Source organism: Spiroplasma sp. NBRC 100390 (assembly GCF_001886495.1).
In the GTDB taxonomy this organism is placed as follows: domain Bacteria; phylum Bacillota_I; class Bacilli_A; order Mycoplasmatales; family Mycoplasmataceae; genus Spiroplasma.
Map to the genome: position 1 here is coordinate 118,107 of NZ_CP018022.1, position 20,986 is coordinate 139,092.

Sequence of the window (20,986 nt, forward strand, 5' to 3'; positions counted from 1 at the left end):
ACAAAATTACAAAAAGGAGGGGTGCATATGATATTAGGTGAAAGGATTAAGTTGTTACGTCAGAAAAACAATTTAACAATTGAGGAATTAGCTAATCGCTGTGAATTAACAAAAGGTTTTATTAGTCAACTTGAACGAGATATTTCTTCGCCCAGTATTGAAACACTTCAAAATATTTTAGAAGTTTTAGGCACCAACTTAGCAGATTTTTTTAAACCAGAAAAAAACAAAAAGTTTGTTTACCAAGGAGATGACCACTATGAAGTTGAACAAGATAATTATCGTATTGAATGGTTAGTTCCAAATGCACAGGCAAACGAATTAGAGCCAATTTTAATTCAGATTAAACCATATAGTGAATCTGAACGAATTTTACCATTTGAAGGTGAGATTTTTGGATATGTTTTAGAGGGAACAGTAATGGTTTACTCCGGACAAAAAGCGCAAAAAGCACAGGCAAAAGATAGTTTTTATTTATATGGAAATAACCAACATTATTTAAAAAATGAGACAGCTGATATTGTTGAAGTATTGTGAATATCAACACCACCAACATTTTAAATTAGTAGAAAGGAAGAAAAAAATTGGAAAAAAATATTTTAGAATTACGTAACATTTCAAAACAATATGATGGTAAAGTTGTTTTAAAAGGAATTAATTTGAACATTAAAGAAGGGGAATTTGTTACATTATTAGGGCCATCAGGATGCGGAAAAACAACAACATTAAGAATTATTGCTGGATTTGAGCAACCAAATAGTGGTGAATTATTATTTTTAGGGAAAGACTATCTTAAAACTCCTGTTCATAAACGAGAAGTTAATACAGTTTTTCAAAACTATGCTTTATTTCCACATTTAACTGTTTTTGATAACATTGCCTATGGTTTAAAGATTAAGCGAACTAAATATGATATTTTAGAAAAGGAAGTTAAAAAGTTTCTTCTCTTAGTAGGATTAGAAGGTTTTGAAGATAAGTCAGTTGAGCTATTATCGGGAGGACAACGTCAGCGGGTAGCTTTAGCGCGGGCTTTAATTAATAAACCGAAGGTCTTATTATTAGATGAACCAATGGCAGCGTTAGATGTAAAATTACGAAAAAAAATGCAAGCTGAATTAAAAGCACTACAAGGAGAAATTGGCATTACTTTTATTTTAGTAACTCATGACCAAGAAGAAGCATTAACCATGTCTGATCGAATTATTGTAATGAATGATGGAGCAATCCAACAAGTTGGAACACCAACTGAAATTTATAATGAACCAGAAAATATTTGAACAGCGCAATTTATTGGTGATTCAAATATTATTTCAAATGCCATTTTTTTAAAAGATAATTTTGTTCAATTTGATGGAAAAAAATTTGAATGTGTTGACCGTGGTTTTGGTGAAAAAGAAGATCAAATTGATATTATGATTCGCCCTGAAGATATTGATATTGTTCCAGTTGGAAAAGGATTTTTCACTGGTGTAGTAACTAGTGTTAATTTTAAGGGTGTTCATTGAGAAATCATTGTTGAATGTAAAGAGCGAAAGTATTTAATTCATTCAACCGATAAAGTTGAAGAAGATGAAAAAGTTGATATTTCATGAAATGTTGAAGATATTCATGTTATGTGAAAAGAGATTGATGATTAAGAGGAGGATATGATGACAAACAAAGAAAAACCGCCAGGGAAAGTTAAAACTTGATTTAAAAAACAAACTAGTCGTATTAAATCACTTAGTCAGCATTTTGCGGCTTGATGTCGAACAAAATATCTTAATATTTCTTATCAAACAAAACAAAGTAAATGATTTAAGCGAGGTTTAAATCCAATTTTATGACCTTACATCATTATTATGATTTTATTAATTGTTGTTCCATTACTAATTATCTTATTATATTCATTTATTCAACCAACCGGAAATAGTTTAGTTTTTGAAATTAATTTTAAAAATTTTGTAACTTTTTTATCAGAACGAAAATTTGTAATTGCATTATTATTAGCACTAGGTTATTCATTTATTGCGGCGCTAATTGCAATTGTAATCGCGTATCCGGTTGCTTATGTAATGGCCTTTTGTAAGTCAAAACTATTATCAAAAAATATTTGAATTCTGGTAACTTTACCAATTTGAATTAATATGTTACTAAAAATTATTGGATTACAAACTTTATTTAATATTATTGCCCCAGGATTATTGGGAACCCCAATTTCAGTTGTAATCGGAATGGTATATGCTTTTTTACCGTTTGTAATTTTGCCAATTTATAACAGTTTAGATAAAATTGATAAATCATTAATTGAAGCTTCAAAAGATTTGGGGGCAAATGGTTTTAAGACATTTTGAAAAGTTGTTTTTCGCCAATCAATTCCAGGAATTATTGCTGGAGGAACGTTGTTATTAGTTCAAGCAGCAACCTCTTTGATTATTGTGAAGTTTATGGGGAATGGCCGTATTAATTTAATTGTTGATGTAATTGAATCGTATTTCTTTAAAGGAGAAAACTTTGGAATTGGTGCCGCAATTTCAGTTATTTTAGCAATTATTGTTTTTCTAATTATTGTGTTATCAAACTTATTATCAAGATATTTTGAAACAAGAAAGGGGCGTCGTAATGAAAAAATTTCTTAAATCATCTTATATGGCATTAATTATGTTGTTTATTTATGTTCCAATTATGATTTTAATTTTGTTTTCATTTAACAGTGGAGAGAGTATGAGTATCTTTAATGGTTTTTCTGATCGTTGATATAAGCAACTTGCCAATGAGCAACCATTTCTTCAAAGTATTATTGTTTCTGTTTTTACCGCTGTTATTGCAACAGTAATTTCGGTTGTAATTGGTACATTAGCAGCGATTGGTTTAAGTCGTGCCCGCAAAATTACACAAAAAATGACATTATCAATTACTAATATTCCATTAATTAATGCTGATATTATTACGGCTGTTTCGTTAATGATGTTATTTATTGCGTTGGGAGCTAACTTTGGGATGCTTACCTTAGTAATGGCCCATATTTCGTTTGATGTTCCTTATGTAATTATTACCGTTTTACCACGGTTACGAAAAGTTGATCCAAAATTACTTGAAGCATCATTAGATTTAGGAGCAAAACCATCACAAACATTACGAAAAATTATTTTGCCAATTTTAAAACCAGCAATAATTGCTGCTGCTGCAATTGCTTTTGCAATGAGTTTTGATGATTTTATTATTTCATATTTCACGGGGGGTGATGATGTTAACGTTGCAACATTCATTTACACAATGAAACGGATCAAACCTTTTATTAATGCATTTGGAACAATTTGCATTGCAATTATTGCTTTTGTTATTATTGGTTGAAACGGTTGAAACATTTATAAAATTAATTACAATCGCTTACGTCGTGAAATGTTAAAAGGAACCTACAAAGATAAAGATATTATGCGTTATGAAAAGAAATTAGCGTTATTCTATCATCAACTTAATACCAAAACATTTCAAAGTGAAAAACAAAAAGAACATTTACGTTGAAAAATTATTAAATTAGAAAAAAAATATGACAAAACTTTAGTATGAATTAAAAATAAAAAACAAACTTTTATTGAACGACAAGAAATTAAAGAAAACATTAATAAGATGTCACGAAAAAAATTTCGTTGATTTGCTCGTAGTTGAAAACCAGCAACGTTAGCAATCATTTCAGTTGGTTCAATTGGACTATTAACAGGAGTTTATATTAGTAATAATATTTATGACTTAGCAGTTGCAAACTGAGGTGGTTATATTACTTCGGACTTAATTAGTAACTTTGAAAAGAAATATAATGTTAAAGTTAAATATAGTGTTTATGATAGTAATGAAACATTGTATAACAAACTATATACAACACATTATGATGTTATGGTTCCAAGTGATTATATGGTTAATAAATTAGCACAAGAAGGACGCTTAGAAGAGATCGACTATCAAAAATTAAATAGTGTTGATAAAAACTTCAATATTATTAAACCTAATCCAACATATGATGAAAATAATTCAGGTAAATGAACAATTGGTAATCAATATTTTAATGATTTGAATGTTGATATTGCCGCAGTCAAAAAGATAAATCCAGAATTTTATAAAAATTGTATTGAGACAAATATTGATCCAACGCAATCAAAATGTTTTGATAAAACATATGCGGCGTCATTAAATAATGGTTTGTTAAATATTTTAAATAAAAACGAAGTTAAGGTTACTGACAAATTAGCGGTCCAATCTAATGCTGATATCAAAACAATTGTAAATTACAGTTTACCATACTTTTGAGGAGAAGTTTCGTTAGTTGTTAATCCAACAAAAAGTAACTTAGATTTTTTACAAGACATTTTTTCCAAAGCAAATGTTAATTTACCAGGACAAGCAAAAGGTAAATTTGGTTATCAACGTGAAAAATGAGATTCTGCAATAAATCGTGATCAAATTGCTATTAATGAAGTTACTTACAACAATGTTTATTCAAATGGAATTTCATGAGATATTCTATGACAAGCAGCGGCAGCTAAGAAACGAGTTCTAGTAAATAATGATCCACGAAATTTATTTATGTTAGCGAATGAAAAAAACTATTTTGAACCAGTTCCAAAAACACAAAGTCAAGTTGACGTAGATTATAATGAGCTAACAACACTGTTAAAATATAATAATGTTGCTTTAATGAACGATGAGTTGCTTAATGCTGTTGGTGATGGAAACTTTGACTTTGCTTTTATGTATAATGGTGATGCTATTTATGCTGACACATTATTCGCAAATAGTAGAAAAGAAGCTAGTGGGACAAAATTAATTATTACTCGCCCACGAGCAACAACACAGTGAACACCGCAAACAACTGAAGGAACAAATATTTGAAGTGACAATATGGTATTAGCAAAAAATGCTCGGCATAAAGATTTAGCCTATAAGTTTATGAATTATGTTGTTCAAAATTCAACAGCATTAACAGAAGAAGCAAATTATACTTCACCTTATCAACAAGTAATGGATTATGAAAATAATTATAACTATTATAGTAATGGTCATAATCCTGATTCGGGGGCAATGGTTAACTATCGTCGTGATTATGTCCCAGTAGCAAGATTTGATCAAACTCTTCAACAGTATATTGCTAAGCCGCAAATTTCAGATGGTCCATTTATGTTAACTGACTTAGACGCGTATCTTTTAAATAAATATAATATTTTAATTGCTGGAAAAAATTAGAGATGTTTTATCTCTTTTTTTCTTGCAAGGAAAATAAAAAGGTAATGATTATATAATAAGTTGAAGGCGGGTGGTTCTTGTTAAAAAGAAAGGATATTTTATTTTTACAATATTATTTGGTATCTTAGTTACCTTAATTTATTTTTTATTTGCTTGACGAATAAATGGTAATAATTTTGTAGAAAAAGATTTTCGAAAATATGATTATAAAATAATTTTTATAAATAAATATAATTTACCCTTAAGTCAACCAAAAATAATTCCAGCTTCTGTTTGACTTTCTACTGAGGTGGTTGGTTGAACAATTGAAGCAATTCTATTAAATTATCAATTTGATTTTAATTCTTTTGTGCCAATTAATAAAAATACGTTACAAAAAAAATATCAACATATAACAACAATTGGTCTAGTTCCAAAAGCACAGTACATTAAATGATATCCACGACAGTTAGTGACAAAGCAGCTTTTAGCTCAAGTTTCAATTCCAAATTTTCTCCAACCAGAAGTTATAAAAATGCTACAAGATAGGATAAATTCTTCGACGATTATTATTACCAAATTACAACAATATTTAAGCGGTAGTTATTTAAAATATTTTAATATTATTAGGTTATTTTGTGTTTTTTAATTTAAAAAAGATATGTCATTTTTTAAAGAAGGAATATTTTATTTTGCTTGGAGGAATAATTCTTTTTAATTATTTACTATTAATAAATAGTTACTATACCATTTTAATTATTTTTATTCTAATTTTTATTTTAATTTGACAGCAACAAAAGATTTACTTATGAGTTTTAATTTTGGCAATTATTATATCAGCAATTTTATTTTATTATTTAAAGCATCCAAATTTTTATCAAAATCAAATTGCTTCTGGGCAAATTCAAAAAAAGGGGGTCGGATATTATTATTTACAAATTGGTTGAAAACAATATTTTTTAAAAACAACACTTAATTTTGAGTTGCATGACCAAGTTTATTTGCAAGGATATTATTCTGCGATTACTTCATCACCTAATATTTATGAATTAAATCTTCATCATTGATTAAATGCTAACAATATTTTTTATCAGTTTAATTTAACAAAAGTAATTGAAGTTAAAACGGGAACTAGTATTCTTGCTAAGATTACAAATTTTTTTAATAATTATGATGACTTAACTAAAGACACAATTTATTTAATTTTGTTTGGTCAAAAAACAAAAACAACATTTAATTTATATAATGATTTTGTTAAAATGGGGGTCATTCATTTGCTAATTGTTTCTGGATATCATATTAATATTTTATTTTATTTTTTAGATAGATTGTTTAAACGAATCTTTCGAAGAAAGATTTACTATTATTTTATTTATGGTTTCCTGTTTTTTTATTTGTATCTTTTGAACTATTCTTTTGCAAGTGTTAAAGTCGTTATTTTATTAACCCTTTCATTATTTAATACTCATTTTTTGCAAAAAAAATTATCATTACATCAAATATGAGGACTAAATGTTTTTTTAGTTTTATTATTTTTCCCGTATAGTTTTTTGTCAAGTGGTTTTTGATACAGCTTTACCGTAACTTTATTTATTTTTACTTTTCAGACAAAAACAAAACATTATGCTTTTTATCAAAAATTATTTTATTATAATTTTATGATTTTTGTTGTATTACTTGGTTGAACAATCTATTTTAATTATCATTTAAATTTTGCTAGCATGTTGTTTAATTTGTTATTAACACCAATTTTAGTGGTAATCTATTTACTTTCATTTTTAATTGTCTGATTGCCACCTTGTTATTTTATTTATCAATTCTTTTACTTTTTATTAAGTAACTATGTTGCTCTTTGTACAAAAATTAATTTAATGTGGAATGTCGGTGTTGTTAATATCGGTTATATTGTTTTATATTATCTTATTTTATTAAGTATTATCAATAGCATTCGATGATGAAAAAAGTTATTTACTTTTATGTTAATATTTTTTTTACTTTGTACTAGTTTTCAAAATAGTTTTTTTAGTGTTAATTATTCTATAACAATGTTAAATGTTGGTAATGGTCAGACAATTGTTCTTCAGGATCATCGAGCTTTAAAAACTGTTTTGTATGATGTTGGTGTTGGCAGGGGACGGTCAAAACAATTAGTAAGAAATTATTTAAGATGAGCAGGGATTAATTGGATTGATGCAGTTTTTATTTCGCATCAACATGATGATCATTATAATAATCTATTTGAAGTTCAAAACTATTTTTTAGTTAAGCAAATTATTCAAAATAACACTAACTTAAAAACTATTTGATTTGGCGGAATGAAGTTTACGATTTTACATCGAAGTATTAACGATGCTGATGAGAATAATAATAGTTTAGTTGTTTTAGTTAAAATTAATAATATTAAAATTCTATTGACAGGAGATATTAGTCAAAAAGTTGAACTTAATTTATTAAACCAAGATTTAAGTACTGTTAATTTATTACAGGTTGCCATCATGGTTCGGCAACGAGTTCTAGCTTGCCTTTTTTTACAAAGGATACAGCCAAGATTTTGTTTTATTTCCGGTGAAAAAACAAAACAACAAAAGTACCCTGCTGCAACAGTTTTAGAAAATTTACAAACTGTTAACTGTCAAATTTATTTTACTGGTGACAAACAAAATCTTCAATTTAATATTATTGGTAAACAACCAATGCTTAAATTATTTTAAGTTGATATTTTAATTGTCTCCTTTTATGATAAGATTACTTTAACATAGTTTTAGCACATTTTAAAGGAGTTTCGGGAGATGTTTTTGATATATGGTGAAGATGCTTTTTTAATTAAAATGCAGAAAAATAAGGTTTTAAAAAAAATTAATCCAGATGATGAATATGATTTACAAGAGTATAATTATTTAGAAGATTCTTTACTAGGGATTTTAAATGATGCTAATACGATACCATTGTTTTCTGAAAAAAGAATTATCATTATTAATGATAGTTATTTTATTACTGAAGAAAAAATTAAAGCAAAGATTGATAATAAGGAACATTTAACGCATTTAATGGAATATTTGTTAACTCCGAATCCAAGTACTTTTATTATTTTTATTTGTCCAGTAAATAATATTAGTAATCGTTTAAAAATAACAAAAAAAATGTTGGAGTTAACTAGTGTTTTAAAAGCAACTAATTTATCGTATAACGAACTAACAAGATTTATTGATAATTATGTTGCCAAAAATAACGGGACAATTAAGCAAAATTTAATTAATAAAATTGTTGAATATTTGCCAAATAATTTATATATTATTAAAAATGAGCTAAAGAAATTATTGTTAATTGATAAAGTGATAACTGATGATTTAATTGAAAATAATATGACAAAATATTTGGATACTGACATTTTTAAATTAGTTGATGATTTATTAAAAAACGATTTAAATAATTTTTTAATCAATTATCATTATTTACAAGAGCGTGGACTAAGCAGTATTGCTTTGCTAGCTTTAATTACTAATAGTGTTATTTTTACAAGAGATATTATCGTATTATCTACCTTAAAGAAAACACCATCACAAATTGCTGAAATCTTACAAATTCATCCTTTTCGGGTTAAAAAAATTGCTGAACATATGCATAATTTTAGTATTGAAAAAGCAAATAATATCATTAAGGAATTATTTTGAATTGATTATAATATAAAAAAGGGTATAATAAGGAAAGAAATTAGTAGTGATTTGTATTTAATTAAATTATTTGATATAAATTAAACTATAGCAAAGAAAGACGAGGGAAACAAATGAAAGAAAATAAATTATATGCTCATATAGTTTATACATTATACAATACATTTAATGATGATAATATAAAGGCGCAAGTAATCGTTAATCCAGATTTTAAAAAATTAGTAATTCAGCAAATTTGTAATCTATTAACACTAGAGAAAGAATTTAATGCAAATTTAAATGATAATAAGTTTACCCTTTCATTTGCACAAGTCTTAGCCGATATTACCAATGAATCAGAAACAATTGAGAAAGTTGATGGTGCTACTTTTAACACATTAGATGAAGAATATGTTGAGTTTGTTCAATATATTGTTCAAAATTTTGAAATTGAAAAAAGTTATATTACTAGAGAAAATGTTATCACAAATGAATTAATTGATGCAACAGCTGATTTTACTGACGAAAAAGCAATTGAAAATGCACAGGATAAATTAAAAATTAAATCTAATGAAAAAGAATTAGCTGAATTACATGATCAAACCGGGCCAACGGTTGGTAGCACAAGTGCAATGGGAGGTATGGGTGCTAATTTTCCTGATCCAAATAATTTTGATATGTCGCAGATGATGCAACAAATGGCTAATATGCCAGTTCCGCCGCGATTGGATCCTCGCTTTTATTTTTATACTTCAAAACCAAAATATATGCCACTTTTGAAAAAAATTGTTGCTGGTGTTGTGATTTTAGCTTCGCTTTTATTAGTAATTTTGTGATTTTTAACTTCTTATTTAAATATTCATTTAAATACAAAAGTAATTGTTTATACACTTCCAGGAACAAATTCTGGAATTATTGTTGGTGGAGGAGCAGATACTGCTTTACATAATGGAAATAATAATTTTAGTAAGGAAGCATTTCCTTTTGGTTCACAGTACAACTTTTCCATAATGCAGTCCGCAGGTTTACAAACATTTTCTGGTATCTTATCAATTTTACCGGGAATTTTCTTGGGTTATGAATTACTAGGAAAAAAACGTTTTAAACGAGATAATTATGTTGTTCGTTTTTGACCAGTTGTGTTATCAATCGTCATTTTATTATATTCTGCATTATCATTAATCCAAGTTTTGTTACCAAATATGGTTGAAAAATATTTTAATAAAATTTCAGTTCCTAACAATGGGGTAATTGTTAAAAATGACCCCGGATTAGCAATCACTGGTGGGTTATTATTACCAGATTCTGATTTGGCTGAAACAATTAAGAGTTTAATAAATGAGGTGTATAATAATACAACATATCAAATTTTACGAATTTTTACAGTTATTTCAATGATTATTGGTTTGATTGCAGGAATTCTGGTTGTTATTTTAGCTGTTTTAGCACCAAAAGTAGATCGTAATAAATTGATTCGTGCCAATACTGAGTATCAAAAAGCAGTAACAGCAATGATGAGTGGTCAAAAATACGAGATGGATCCAACTCTTTTTGATGATGAATTTAAGGATGATAATGTTTTTGAAAAAGATGATTCAGACGGGAAGAAAGATAATTAAAAATAAAAAGTTTTCATAATTAATTATGAAAACTTTTTATTTTTAATACTGTTGTCTTCTTTAAAAAGGATATGTGATTAATTTGCTTTAAGCATTAATTTACTTTTAACACGAGCGGCTTTATTAGTATGATAAATTCCTTTAGTAACTGCTTTATCCACTAAACTAACTGCTGTGTTAACTAGTTCTGTTGCGTTTGCTTCATTTGTATTAATTGCAATCTCTGCTTTTTTGATTGCGGTTTTTACTGAAGATTTAAAAGATTTATTTGCTAAATTAGCTTTCGCATTTGTTTTTACTCTTTTAATTTGTGATTTAATATTAGCCATGTTAGGTCTCCTTTCATTTTTTAAGACACAAAGGAATTATAGCAAATAGATAAAAAGGTGTAAAGAAAAGTAATGCTTTTTCTCGATATTTTATAATTTTTTCTTAATTATATGTATAATAGAAGTAATAGGAGCAAGAAATATGGGTTATTATTATCAACATAAACTTGGCTTTTCTTTTCATTGTTTACAACGAATTCGTGAGCGAATTCCACTTTTTAAAGAAGAAAATGATTGGGTTATTAAAGAAAAAATTATTAAAATGATTGACAATTCTTCTGAACGAATTGAAACAAGGCATAATTTATATATTAAGTTAGATGATTTAGAGGGTAATTTGTATGTTGTTGTTGAAAAACAACACCGTTTAATTGTGACCGTGACACCAATGAGTCCAAATAAATTGCTTGATGTTATTACAAAAAATTAGGTTCTAAATTCTCTTTGTGAGCAAGATGTGTTATAGTTAAAATATAGGCAAAGGAGAAAAGAAACTATGAAAGTTTTTATTGGAAATGATCATACTGGTGTTGAAATGAAAAACGTAATTGTTGAGTACTTAAAAGCTCAAGGACATCAGGTTATTAATTTGGGAACAGATAGTGATGTAGCAGTTGATTATCCAGACTTGGGTCAGGCAGTTGGCGAGAAAGTGATGCAAGAAAAAGATAGTTTTGGTATAGTTATTTGTGGAACGGGAATTGGAATTTCAATTGCAGCGAACAAAGTAAAAGGGGTAAGGGCAGCATTGTGTAATGAAACAATTTTGGCTAAATTAGCACGTGAACACAATAATGCAAATGTTTTAGCGTTGGGTGCCCGTATGATTGCTAATCAAAATGCAACTTGAATTGTTGAAACATTTTTAAATACTACTTTTGATGCGGGACGTCATGCGTTTCGTGTTGATAAACTTAATAAATTGTAATTATTTTTATGAATAATTGAGATAGTTTACTTTTGTATCCTTTTTTAACGATATTAGTAATGGTTAGTTATGTTATTGGGTTGGTTAAAAAAGGAGCAAAATATTTTTGACAATGAGCTTTTATTGTTCAACATTTTTGTTTTTGATTAGCTTTATCATGTGCGTTAACTTTAAATTATAATTTTATTATTTTTGATTTTACAAAAAATATTACTTCAATTGCAATTTTGTTTGCAGTTAGTACTTCGTTTTATGCGGCAGTTTTTTTTATCCCGGGAGCCTGAATCACTGCTTTGGTTCGTAGTCGAAAACTCTGATTATGGATTTCATATGGATTAATGTTTTTGGGAATTTTATTAGTTTTAATCTTGCCACGGAATTGAGAAGCAATGATTGCTTGTACACTTGCGTTTGGCTTTGGTGTTTCAACCAATTCAATATGATATTTAACCTTTAATGAAGTTTATTTATTTCGAACTAATCCATTTTTAACAATTGCTTTAAACTTGCCGGTTGTATTGTTAGCTAATATGGCAGGAGCAAATTTTTTAATGTTTGTAAAAAATTTTAGTCAAAATCCTTTAACGCTGCATTATGTTATCTTTGGTACTATTTTTAGTTTATTAATATTTGCAATGATCTTTTGCTTTTATTTACCAGAAATTAAAAGTAATGTTGGTGCTTTTCAACCACCAGTGTTAAAACAACTTAGTAGGTTTTCGTGATGAAAAGTTATTATTATTTTTGTTTTGTTATTTTTTGTAACAATTTTAAGAGAACTGAGTCAAGGTGATTTTTTAAACTTATTATTAGCCCAAGAAACTTGAGTCAAGTATCATAACAAAACAATTGTCGAACAATATATTCATTCGGTACAAGAAATTTGATGAATTGCACAAATTATTGGTACAGTATTAATTTATCATTTTTTTGTTAAGAAGGTAGGAATTAAAAAATCGTTAATACTAGCATTTGCTGTATGAGGAGGATATTTTATTTTAACAGCAACAATTTCGGTCCCAGAAGTTTTATTAGGATTACAACTTTTAAATGGTTTTGCTTTAGGAATATTATTTGGTGTCTTGTTTTCATTAGCAATTATGTGAAATTATCGTATTCAAAATCGTCCGGTAACTGGTTGCTTTTCTGCCCTAAATTCTTTAATGACTTTTTTAGTTCAGTTTTTAATTCGTGTATTTGCTAATAATCATCTTGGTATTTTTAATAATTTAGAGTTAAATTGAAATTTACCATTTGTTGAAAATGATGCGTTTTTAAAAACATTAAAAACAACGCTTTTATTCTTATATTTAGGATGTGCCATTAGTTCCTTTGGGTTAATCATTCTTGTTTGCTTTACTGCTAAATTTATTAGTGGTGAGTACTATTATCCAAAACAAGTGGAAGAAAAAATGGTTGAATTAGTAGGAATGGTTGTTCCACAGCAGGTTGATCAAAAAATTGTTTTACAAGAATATTTGCGAATAAAAAAAGAAGTTACATAATAACTTCTACTGCTTTAATGTCGGGCATTTCTTGTTTAACAATTTGTTCAACACCATCTTTAATTGTTGAATCAATTAATCCACAGCCAACACACGCCCCAGCTAATCGAACATAAACAACATTATCTTTAACTTCAACAAATTCAATATCTCCACCATCTTGGTTAATATAGGGACGAAGATTATCGATAATATCTTTTGCTTGATTTGTTTGTGTCATTTTATCACCTTCATTATTTATTATATCATTATTATTTTCTAATAAAAGATTGTTTAATTCATTATGGATAAGTATATAATATAATTAAGGATTCAATTTGAATTTTTATCTCATACCAAAATTTTATAGGAGGACTAATGGAAGAAAAAAGTTTTAGTATATATGGTCTGTCTGCTGGAGTTAAGTTAGCAGATGAAATTTGTAATATGTTAGGTGTTGTAAGAGAGGAAATGGAAACTGTTCGTTTTGCTGATGGAGAAATTCTAGTACGAGCAATGAATTCCGTTCGTGGTAAAGATGTTTACATTATTCAATCAACATCATGGCCAGTTAATGAAAATTTAATGGAGTTATTAATTGCAATTGATGCTTTAAAACGTGGAAGTGCACAAAGTATTAATGTAATTATTCCTTATTTTGGTTATGCGCGACAAGACCGTAAAGCGCGTGGCCGTCAACCAATTACTTGTAAATTAGTTGCTAATATGTTAACAACGGCGGGAGCAACAAGAGTGATGACTGTTGATTTACATTCACCACAATCAATGGGATTTTTTGATGTTCCTGTTGATGATCTACGATCAACACAAGAATTAGTAAAAACAATCATTCGTGAAATTGAAAAAAATCATATTACTGAAGAAGTAACTATTGTTTCACCAGATCATGGTGGATTAGTTCGCGCTCGTGATGTTGCTAATCGTTTAGGAAGTTTAGCGGGGAATATTGCGGTAATCGATAAACGTCGACCAAAACCAAATGTTAGTGAAGTTCAATTTGTTTTAGGAGATGTTAAAGATCGGATTTGTTTTATTGTTGATGATATGATTGATACGGCAGGAACAATTTGCAATGCCGCTAAAGCTTTAAAACAAAATGGTGCAAAAGAAGTATATTTATTAGCTTGTCATGGTGTTTTTTCACCACCAGCAAAAGAACGGCTAACTGAAATCATTAATGATGGGACTGTTAAAAAAGTCATTGTTACTAATACCATTGATATTAATGAAGAACGTTTATTTGATGGGTTAGAAGTTATTTCAATTGCTGATTTAATTTCACAAATGATTAGAGCAATGATTGAAAAACGTAGTTTATCTGATGTTTATCTAAAATGTAATGAAAAAATTAAAAAATTAGTAGAAAAAATTAAAGGAATAAAATAGTGGTCATTTAATATATTAAGTAAAAATAACATACTAAAATAGTTATTAAAAAGTTTGAGTTGTATTAAAAAATAGAACTCAAACTTTTTAATTTTAAAATAGTAGTTTTTAAACAACTACTATATATTGTTATTTTACTTTATTTCAAGTTTTATAATTTGTTTTAGCTAAAGATCATAGTGTTGCCCGACTATATTGTCGAACATACCCAGGATCATAGTCGAAGAAGGGGCTGTTTTTCGTAATTTGATATTTTTTATTGTTGACTGGTTGTTCTATTTTAATTTCCTTCTTTTCTAAACTAGTTTTTTTTGTTTTGCTAGTTTCGTTTTTGACTGTTCGTTTTATTTCTTTTTTAATTGGTATTTGATAAATATTTTCTTGTTTTGGGATTGTTCGACCCGCGTAATTAGTTTTCTTAATTTTCTGCGTAATTCGTTTATGTTTATGTTCATTAATATATTCTAATTGTGAAGGGTGCTTAACATGTTGTCGTTTAATTGCAACAATTTCTTCTTCTTTATTATTGATTTTACTGTTCGGAGTTTTCTTTTTTGCTTTTGATGATATTAAAGTTTGCTCTGGAGTTAAATTTTTTGTAATTGACAAAAGCAATTGTTTTTGGTCTTGTGTTAGGCCTTTCTTAAAAAGCAATAGTCTTTCAATTGTTGGTGTATTTAAACGCATTGCTAATAATTCATTTAAAATTTTTTGGTTTTCTACAGTATATTTTTTTTGTTGTGATAGGGTTGAAGTGGTTGTTAATTTGTTTGTACTCATTTTGTTCCTCATTTTTTACATATATTTTTACAATACCATATTTTTTAATAATCTGGTCGTATTTATAATAATTTTTTTAAAATAGTTTTTAAATGTAATTATATTTAACAATGTCAAAAAATAGAATTTATTTATAAATTTTAAAAAAATAAAAGAATGATTCCTTGCAATTTGTTTTTATATCGTGTATCATTTTAGCCAATTTTTTATATTGATTAATAACCCTTTTTATGTTATGATTTATTAATGAGTGTAATTATTTAAAGGGGTTATTTTAACATGGATAAAGATATTGAAAAAGATCTTGGTGAAAATACTGATCCAAACGATTCGTCTGATCAGAATAAAATTGTTGATCCTGAATCTGAGAAAAAACAAACTACGGATAACATTAAATATGGACGCGCAACATTTGGGGGAATTTTTAAGACAGAATTATATAATTCTATTGCCCGCGATAAAAAACAGTTGCTACGATTTTTATTAATTTGTTTTATGTCTTTTTTGTATGGAATTATTTGTATTACTGGAGTTTGAGATCCAGTTGCTAATATTTCAAAAGTACCAATGGCGATTGTAAACCGTGATGATGCAACTTGTGTTGCTTATGTCAATAGTAAAGGTGGAACTGAATTTATTGATAATGCAATTAAAGTTGGTTATTTGGAAGCAAAAAGTTCAGAAGAATGTAATGGACAAGCAAGTAAATGATACCAAAGTGAAGGATTCGATCCAAATAAATATGAACTTAATTATCGTTATTCTTCATTGGTTGATAGTGTTATTACTAATAATAACAAATATGATGAAAATTCAAAAACTTTAACAACATCAATCGGTGACATTGCAACAACAATTAGATATTTAAAAGAATCAGAAACTAATTTTGCACCAAATAGTAAATACTGAGTACAATTAAAAATTCCAACTGACTATTCTTTAAATACTTATAAATTAATGCGAGGATTAGCTCAAATTGGTGAATCAAATTTCACTGATGATGATGAGAATGATTTCTTTAAAACAATGGATTATTTCAGTGCAAATAAAATGGAATTTTGAGCAACATATGAACATAGTTTTATGATTGGAAATATGATGAATATGTTACAAGCCGGTTTTGGGAGTTTAGCAAGTAGTATTTTAGCAACATTAGCACCAGAAACAATGTTTTGATTAGCATCACGTCAAGATCATGGTGAAAGTTCAAACGGTGGTGGTAGTTCACATTTTGGTGAATACTATATTATTCCAAAAAATATGTATAATTTTATAATGGCTGTTGTTCAAAATATTAGTACATATGATTGTGATGGGACAGTATGTTCTGGACCAAAACCAAATGAGCCATCAAACTTATATAAAGCATTACAACATTTAAAACAAAATAATCCTAAATTATATGAGTCTGTTAACAAAATGTTTGGTCATATTAAAAATGATGTTATGATTTCTGTTGGTGGAATGATTGAATTAAAAATGGCAGATATTTTGCCACTTGCTTTTCAAATTATGTTTCCTGATTTAGGAAGTCCAAAGGATAATGATCCAAGATGAGAGCAACGTGTTTATTTCTCAGATTATAAAACAAAATTATTATCTGTAACGCAATATTTTTTAAATAATGTATCAAAATCAACTAGTGTTAATAAACATATCCAAGGTTATGAATTTGGAACTTATGGATATGGATTAGGATTATATTTTATTTCAATTTCATTATGAATTGGAGCTATTACGCAAACATTTATTTATCGTAAAAAAAGTTATACGCCTAATGCAAAATGATATCAACACTATTTTTCAAAATGATTTACAATGCTAATAACTTCCTATGCCCAAACGCTATTGTTATTCTTAGGATTACTAGCCGTTGGTTATGGAAAATTAGGATCACCAATTGTTTATATGCTGATGTGGATGATTGTCACCGCGACCGTTTTAACAACGATAACCCAGGCGCTCTGATACTCAATGCCAGATGATAATGTCGGACGATTCTTATCTATTATCTATACTGTCTTTAATTTAACAGCTGGAGGAGGAAGTTTCCCAGTTATTTTACAAAATGGCTTTTTCCAAGCAATTAGTTATATTGTTCCATTTAAATATACAATTTTTGGAATGAGTAATATTGTTTATGGAATTGCATCTAACGAGGGAATTGTTAGTATGTACAACAATGAAATTTTAGGATGTTTTGGAGCGTTAATGGTCTTCTTAGTGGTCTTTTTAGGAATTGGTTTAGGAACAGCATACATTTATCGTCGAATTGAAATGTTTGGAACATTTAGTTTAAAAGAAATTTATGAAACAATGGATAATATTGATGCAACAAAAGAATTTGTTAGAAGTCGTCGTGTTATTAATAATTTAAGTGTAGAATATGCTTTATTAATTAAAGAATATATTGATGAAAAACATCGTGAACAAAAAATTAAAGATTTAGAAGATAAAATTAATTCATTGTATAAAGATCCTGCTGTTGTTCGAATTAAAAAATTAGAAGCAATGCTTGAAGTGTATCGAAATCGTTTTGAAATAATTAAGCAAAAATATGTTATTTTAGTTCAAAAAGCTGAAATTACAAATGATAGTTATGATATTCGTAAGTCACAAAAATTAAAAGAAAAATTAGAAACTTTAGGTGAAAAGATTAAAGCAGCACGAAAAGAAATTGAAATGCTGAAAACTAATCCAAACTATGAACGTATTTTAAAATTACGTGAGCAATTTGATAATTTAAAAGACAAATATACTTTTGCGGCACAAACAATTAGTGATAATAGTTCAAGACTAAAATTAAGAAAAGTATATACTTTACGACAACAATTAGCATATCTACAAAAGAAAATTGATGAGTTAAACAGTAATACAAAGAAAACAGTTTTTGATAATCCACGCGATAAAAAAATTAATAAATTAATTGTTCAATATAATTTAGAAAAAGAACACTTAAATCATTTAAAACAAACAAAACCAGAATCAAGAGTAATTGCAATTTGTCAAGAAAAATTATTAATATTAGCAAATGATATTAAAGATTTAGAGGCAAATAAAACACAAGTTAATCATCATATTGAAGACCGTATTGTTAAATTAAAACGTCAGTTAGAAGAATTAAATGCGGAAAAAGATAAAAATTATAAGTTATCAAAAATTACAAAAGATGAAATATACAATATTAAGATTCATAAAATTAATACTAAAATTACGGATATTAATCATGAAATTGAAAATCTAGAAGGTGAATTGCGTTCAATTATTGAACAGCAAAAAGATAAAATTACTAATAAATTTAAATTTGCAAAATATAATGCGGAATTAGTTAAATTAAAAACAAATTATGTTTATGATGATAACCGCGAAGGAATAGATTAGGAGGCTTAGAAATGAAAAACGATGAGTACAAAATCAATAAAAAGAATAACACTGATATTAAACCAAAATTCAGTGATATTTTAAAAAACGAATTACGTGCTTTTTTTGTTGAAAAACCATTTAATAAAGTAATCGCAATTGTTGGTTGCTTTATGACTTTTATTTATGGGTTTTTCTATATTTGAGCCTTCTTTAATCCGTATCAAAATTTGCAAAGAATACCAATGGCAATTGTTAATCAAGATGCTAATGTTTGTATGATTTATAAAGATGATAAAAACTTGCCACCATCAACCGATGGAACTGATTCGTTATTAAATGCAGAAGGAATTTCCTTTGATTATACTGTTAATAATCAAACTGATTGTATTTCACAAGCAAAAATGGTTGGAAAAATAGGTTATTATACAAGTATTTCTGATGAAGCTGTAACAAAATTAAATTTCTATAATGCTGACACTAATCGTTTTACTTATGATTTAAAAGTTGGAAAAGTTTCAGGAGATTATGTTCGTTATTCAGGAGAAAAAGTTAGTGAACTAGATAGTAAATATTGAGTTCAAATCCGAATCCCACAAGGATTTACACAACATTTAGCTTCATTAATTGTTAACATGAATAAAGCAAATTATGCTTGTTTTGCTGGTTTCGATAGTAATAATGTTTGTAAAGATGGGGATCCAACTCATGTCTTACCAGCAACAGAATTAAATGGTATTATTATCAAGGAACTACGTTGATTTGTCCAAAACAGAATTACTTTTTGAGGAACATTTCGTCAGAATTTTGCGAGTGGGATGATTAGTAATTTTTATGGAAATTTAACAAAAGCGTTAAGTGCCCAAATTTTACCACAGTTAATGGCGACAACTTTGTTTACAATGTTTAGTTATTATCCCCCAAATTCAACAAATCCTAATGATCGAACAATTCAAGAAGCTGATATTAATCGCTTTCTATTTGAATTTCTTGATCCATCATTGGTTCCACCAATGGTAATTGCGGGGCTGCCCGTTAAATTAAGCGACTACATTCCAGTACAAAAAAGAGCGATTGCTTTAAAAAATATTTTAGATGTTGCAATTTCAGGAAACTATATTAGTTCAAAAATTGCTGATGAAATTTATCGGTTCTTAACGGGAATTCAACCAATTTCGTTAATGCCAATTGTTAATGACTTATTTCAAATTAACAATCCAAATCCTAAACCGGCATTTGACATTGATTTTCTAACACATCAAGTTAATTTTAACCGTAAAGAAATGAATTACACTGAATTTTCAGCAGCATCAAAAAGTTTTACTGAAACAGGTTCTAATTTAATAAATATTTTTAAAATGCCATATACTTTAGTTGGAAAACAATATAGTCAATATGGAATTGGATTGGGAGAAGCATTTATTTTAATTGCAACTTTCATTGGAATCTTTGCCTCAACGATTATTTATAATCGTCGGTCACGAACCCCTAATACTAGGTTTTATCAACATTATTTATGTAAAATGCTAATTTTACAAGTTAACATGTTTATTCAAGTTTCAATTTTACTATTAATGTTATTACCAATTGGATTTTGACAATTAGGATCAGCATTTTGATTACTATATTTATTCTCGCTTTATGTCGGGTTTATCTTTACCTTTATTGTTGGTGGAATATGGTTGTCAATTCCCGATGAAGTTTCTTCACGGGTATTAAATATGGTTGTTTTAATGTTTAATTTTGCTTGTGGATGAATTTTATTCCCAGCGTTTATGTCAAATCCATTCTACAATGCATTGTCAAATATTATGCCATTTACTTATGCAATGCATAATATGGGGAATATTATTTATGGAATCGCATCAGGAGCTGGCCAATTATGATATTATCAAGCAGATATTATTAAAAACTGTTTAGTCTTATTAGCAATGGCTATTGTTATGGTTGTTATAACATTAGTGACATTACATATTCGATTCTTACGTGCCCATTATGGAACACGCCGAATGAGTGTTATTTATAAAGCAATGACACAAGTTGAAAGCACGGCAGAATATGCTCATAAAAGAAGCGTGTTATTGATTTTAACAAAAGAGCAGAAAAAAGAAATTAAAGCAAAAGTTAATGAAATATTGTTTACAAATATTAGTGAAAAATACTCTTATACAAAATTAAGTAAAAGACAAATTAAAAAAATGGAACGGAATTCAATTGATTAAGGAGGGCTAGT

General features: G+C 27.8%; 17 protein-coding genes. 14 read left to right on the forward strand and 3 right to left on the reverse strand.

Going from position 1 to position 20,986, the window contains the following annotated elements; all coding sequences use genetic code 4:
• Positions 1 to 27: 27 nt before the first annotated feature.
• The 8 genes from S100390_RS00510 to S100390_RS00545 all read left to right on the forward strand — a co-directional run bounded on the left by S100390_RS00510 (position 28) and on the right by S100390_RS00545 (position 10,465).
• Positions 28 to 561, forward strand: coding sequence for a helix-turn-helix domain-containing protein (locus S100390_RS00510; RefSeq protein WP_070406360.1), 534 nt, complete (start codon positions 28 to 30; stop codon positions 559 to 561).
• Positions 562 to 584: 23 nt separating this feature from the next.
• Positions 585 to 1,637: a spermidine/putrescine ABC transporter ATP-binding protein gene (gene potA / locus S100390_RS00515; protein WP_070406361.1), complete on the forward strand. Its 1,053-nt coding sequence runs from the start codon at positions 585 to 587 to the stop codon at positions 1,635 to 1,637.
• 12 nt (positions 1,638 to 1,649) lie between these two features.
• Positions 1,650 to 2,618: a spermidine/putrescine ABC transporter permease gene (potB, locus tag S100390_RS00520; protein ID WP_070406362.1), complete on the forward strand. Its 969-nt coding sequence runs from the start codon at positions 1,650 to 1,652 to the stop codon at positions 2,616 to 2,618.
• Positions 2,602 to 5,217 (forward strand): ABC transporter permease subunit, encoded by a 2,616-nt coding sequence (locus tag S100390_RS00525; RefSeq protein ID WP_070406363.1) that lies wholly within the window; start codon positions 2,602 to 2,604, stop codon positions 5,215 to 5,217. Before potB ends, S100390_RS00525 begins: the two co-directional genes overlap by 17 nt.
• Positions 5,218 to 5,287: 70 nt before the next feature.
• Entirely contained in the window at positions 5,288 to 5,845 is a 558-nt protein-coding gene (locus S100390_RS00530) for a hypothetical protein (protein ID WP_231918052.1), read from the forward strand.
• 43 nt (positions 5,846 to 5,888) lie between these two features.
• On the forward strand, positions 5,889 to 7,907 hold the full coding sequence (locus tag S100390_RS00535; protein ID WP_231918053.1) for a ComEC/Rec2 family competence protein: 2,019 nt from the start codon (positions 5,889 to 5,891) through the stop codon (positions 7,905 to 7,907).
• A 78-nt stretch (positions 7,908 to 7,985) separates the two neighbouring features.
• Positions 7,986 to 8,951 carry a DNA polymerase III subunit delta gene (gene holA, locus S100390_RS00540; RefSeq protein ID WP_070406365.1) on the forward strand — a complete coding sequence of 322 codons (966 nt, stop codon included), beginning with the start codon at positions 7,986 to 7,988 and terminating at the stop codon, positions 8,949 to 8,951.
• A gap of 29 nt (positions 8,952 to 8,980) precedes the next feature.
• Entirely contained in the window at positions 8,981 to 10,465 is a 1,485-nt protein-coding gene (locus S100390_RS00545) for a hypothetical protein (protein ID WP_070406366.1), read from the forward strand.
• A 77-nt stretch (positions 10,466 to 10,542) separates the two neighbouring features.
• Here S100390_RS00545 and rpsT read toward each other — a convergent pair whose 3' ends face one another.
• Positions 10,543 to 10,794 (reverse strand): 30S ribosomal protein S20, encoded by a 252-nt coding sequence (rpsT, locus tag S100390_RS00550; RefSeq protein ID WP_070406367.1) that lies wholly within the window; start codon positions 10,792 to 10,794, stop codon positions 10,543 to 10,545.
• Between the two features lie 142 nt (positions 10,795 to 10,936).
• Between rpsT and S100390_RS00555 the strand changes: the two genes are divergently transcribed.
• From S100390_RS00555 to S100390_RS00565, 3 genes are all read left to right on the forward strand, one after another.
• Positions 10,937 to 11,224: a hypothetical protein gene (locus tag S100390_RS00555; protein ID WP_070406368.1), complete on the forward strand. Its 288-nt coding sequence runs from the start codon at positions 10,937 to 10,939 to the stop codon at positions 11,222 to 11,224.
• 66 nt (positions 11,225 to 11,290) lie between these two features.
• A complete protein-coding gene (gene rpiB / locus S100390_RS00560) occupies positions 11,291 to 11,722 on the forward strand; it encodes a ribose 5-phosphate isomerase B (RefSeq protein WP_070406369.1) in 432 nt (143 codons plus the stop codon).
• Positions 11,723 to 11,730: 8 nt separating this feature from the next.
• On the forward strand, positions 11,731 to 13,227 hold the full coding sequence (locus tag S100390_RS00565) for a hypothetical protein (protein ID WP_070406370.1): 1,497 nt from the start codon (positions 11,731 to 11,733) through the stop codon (positions 13,225 to 13,227).
• On the opposite strand, the gene S100390_RS00570 is transcribed toward S100390_RS00565, so the two are convergent.
• On the reverse strand, positions 13,220 to 13,447 hold the full coding sequence (locus S100390_RS00570) for a NifU family protein (RefSeq protein ID WP_070406371.1): 228 nt from the start codon (positions 13,445 to 13,447) through the stop codon (positions 13,220 to 13,222). The genes S100390_RS00565 and S100390_RS00570 overlap by 8 nt on opposite strands.
• Before the next feature lie 137 nt (positions 13,448 to 13,584).
• On the opposite strand from S100390_RS00570, the gene S100390_RS00575 reads away from it, so the two are divergent.
• A complete protein-coding gene (locus S100390_RS00575; RefSeq protein ID WP_070406372.1) occupies positions 13,585 to 14,613 on the forward strand; it encodes a ribose-phosphate diphosphokinase in 1,029 nt (342 codons plus the stop codon).
• 129 nt (positions 14,614 to 14,742) lie between these two features.
• Here the strand turns inward: S100390_RS00575 and S100390_RS00580 are convergent, their stop codons facing one another.
• Positions 14,743 to 15,393 (reverse strand): hypothetical protein, encoded by a 651-nt coding sequence (locus S100390_RS00580; protein WP_070406373.1) that lies wholly within the window; start codon positions 15,391 to 15,393, stop codon positions 14,743 to 14,745.
• Between the two features lie 279 nt (positions 15,394 to 15,672).
• Here S100390_RS00580 and S100390_RS00585 point away from each other — a divergent pair, with 279 nt between their 5' ends.
• Positions 15,673 to 18,774, forward strand: coding sequence for an ABC transporter (locus S100390_RS00585; protein WP_070406374.1), 3,102 nt, complete (start codon positions 15,673 to 15,675; stop codon positions 18,772 to 18,774).
• Positions 18,775 to 18,785: 11 nt separating this feature from the next.
• Positions 18,786 to 20,975 carry an ABC transporter gene (locus S100390_RS00590; RefSeq protein ID WP_070406375.1) on the forward strand — a complete coding sequence of 730 codons (2,190 nt, stop codon included), beginning with the start codon at positions 18,786 to 18,788 and terminating at the stop codon, positions 20,973 to 20,975.
• Positions 20,976 to 20,986 lie beyond the last annotated feature (11 nt).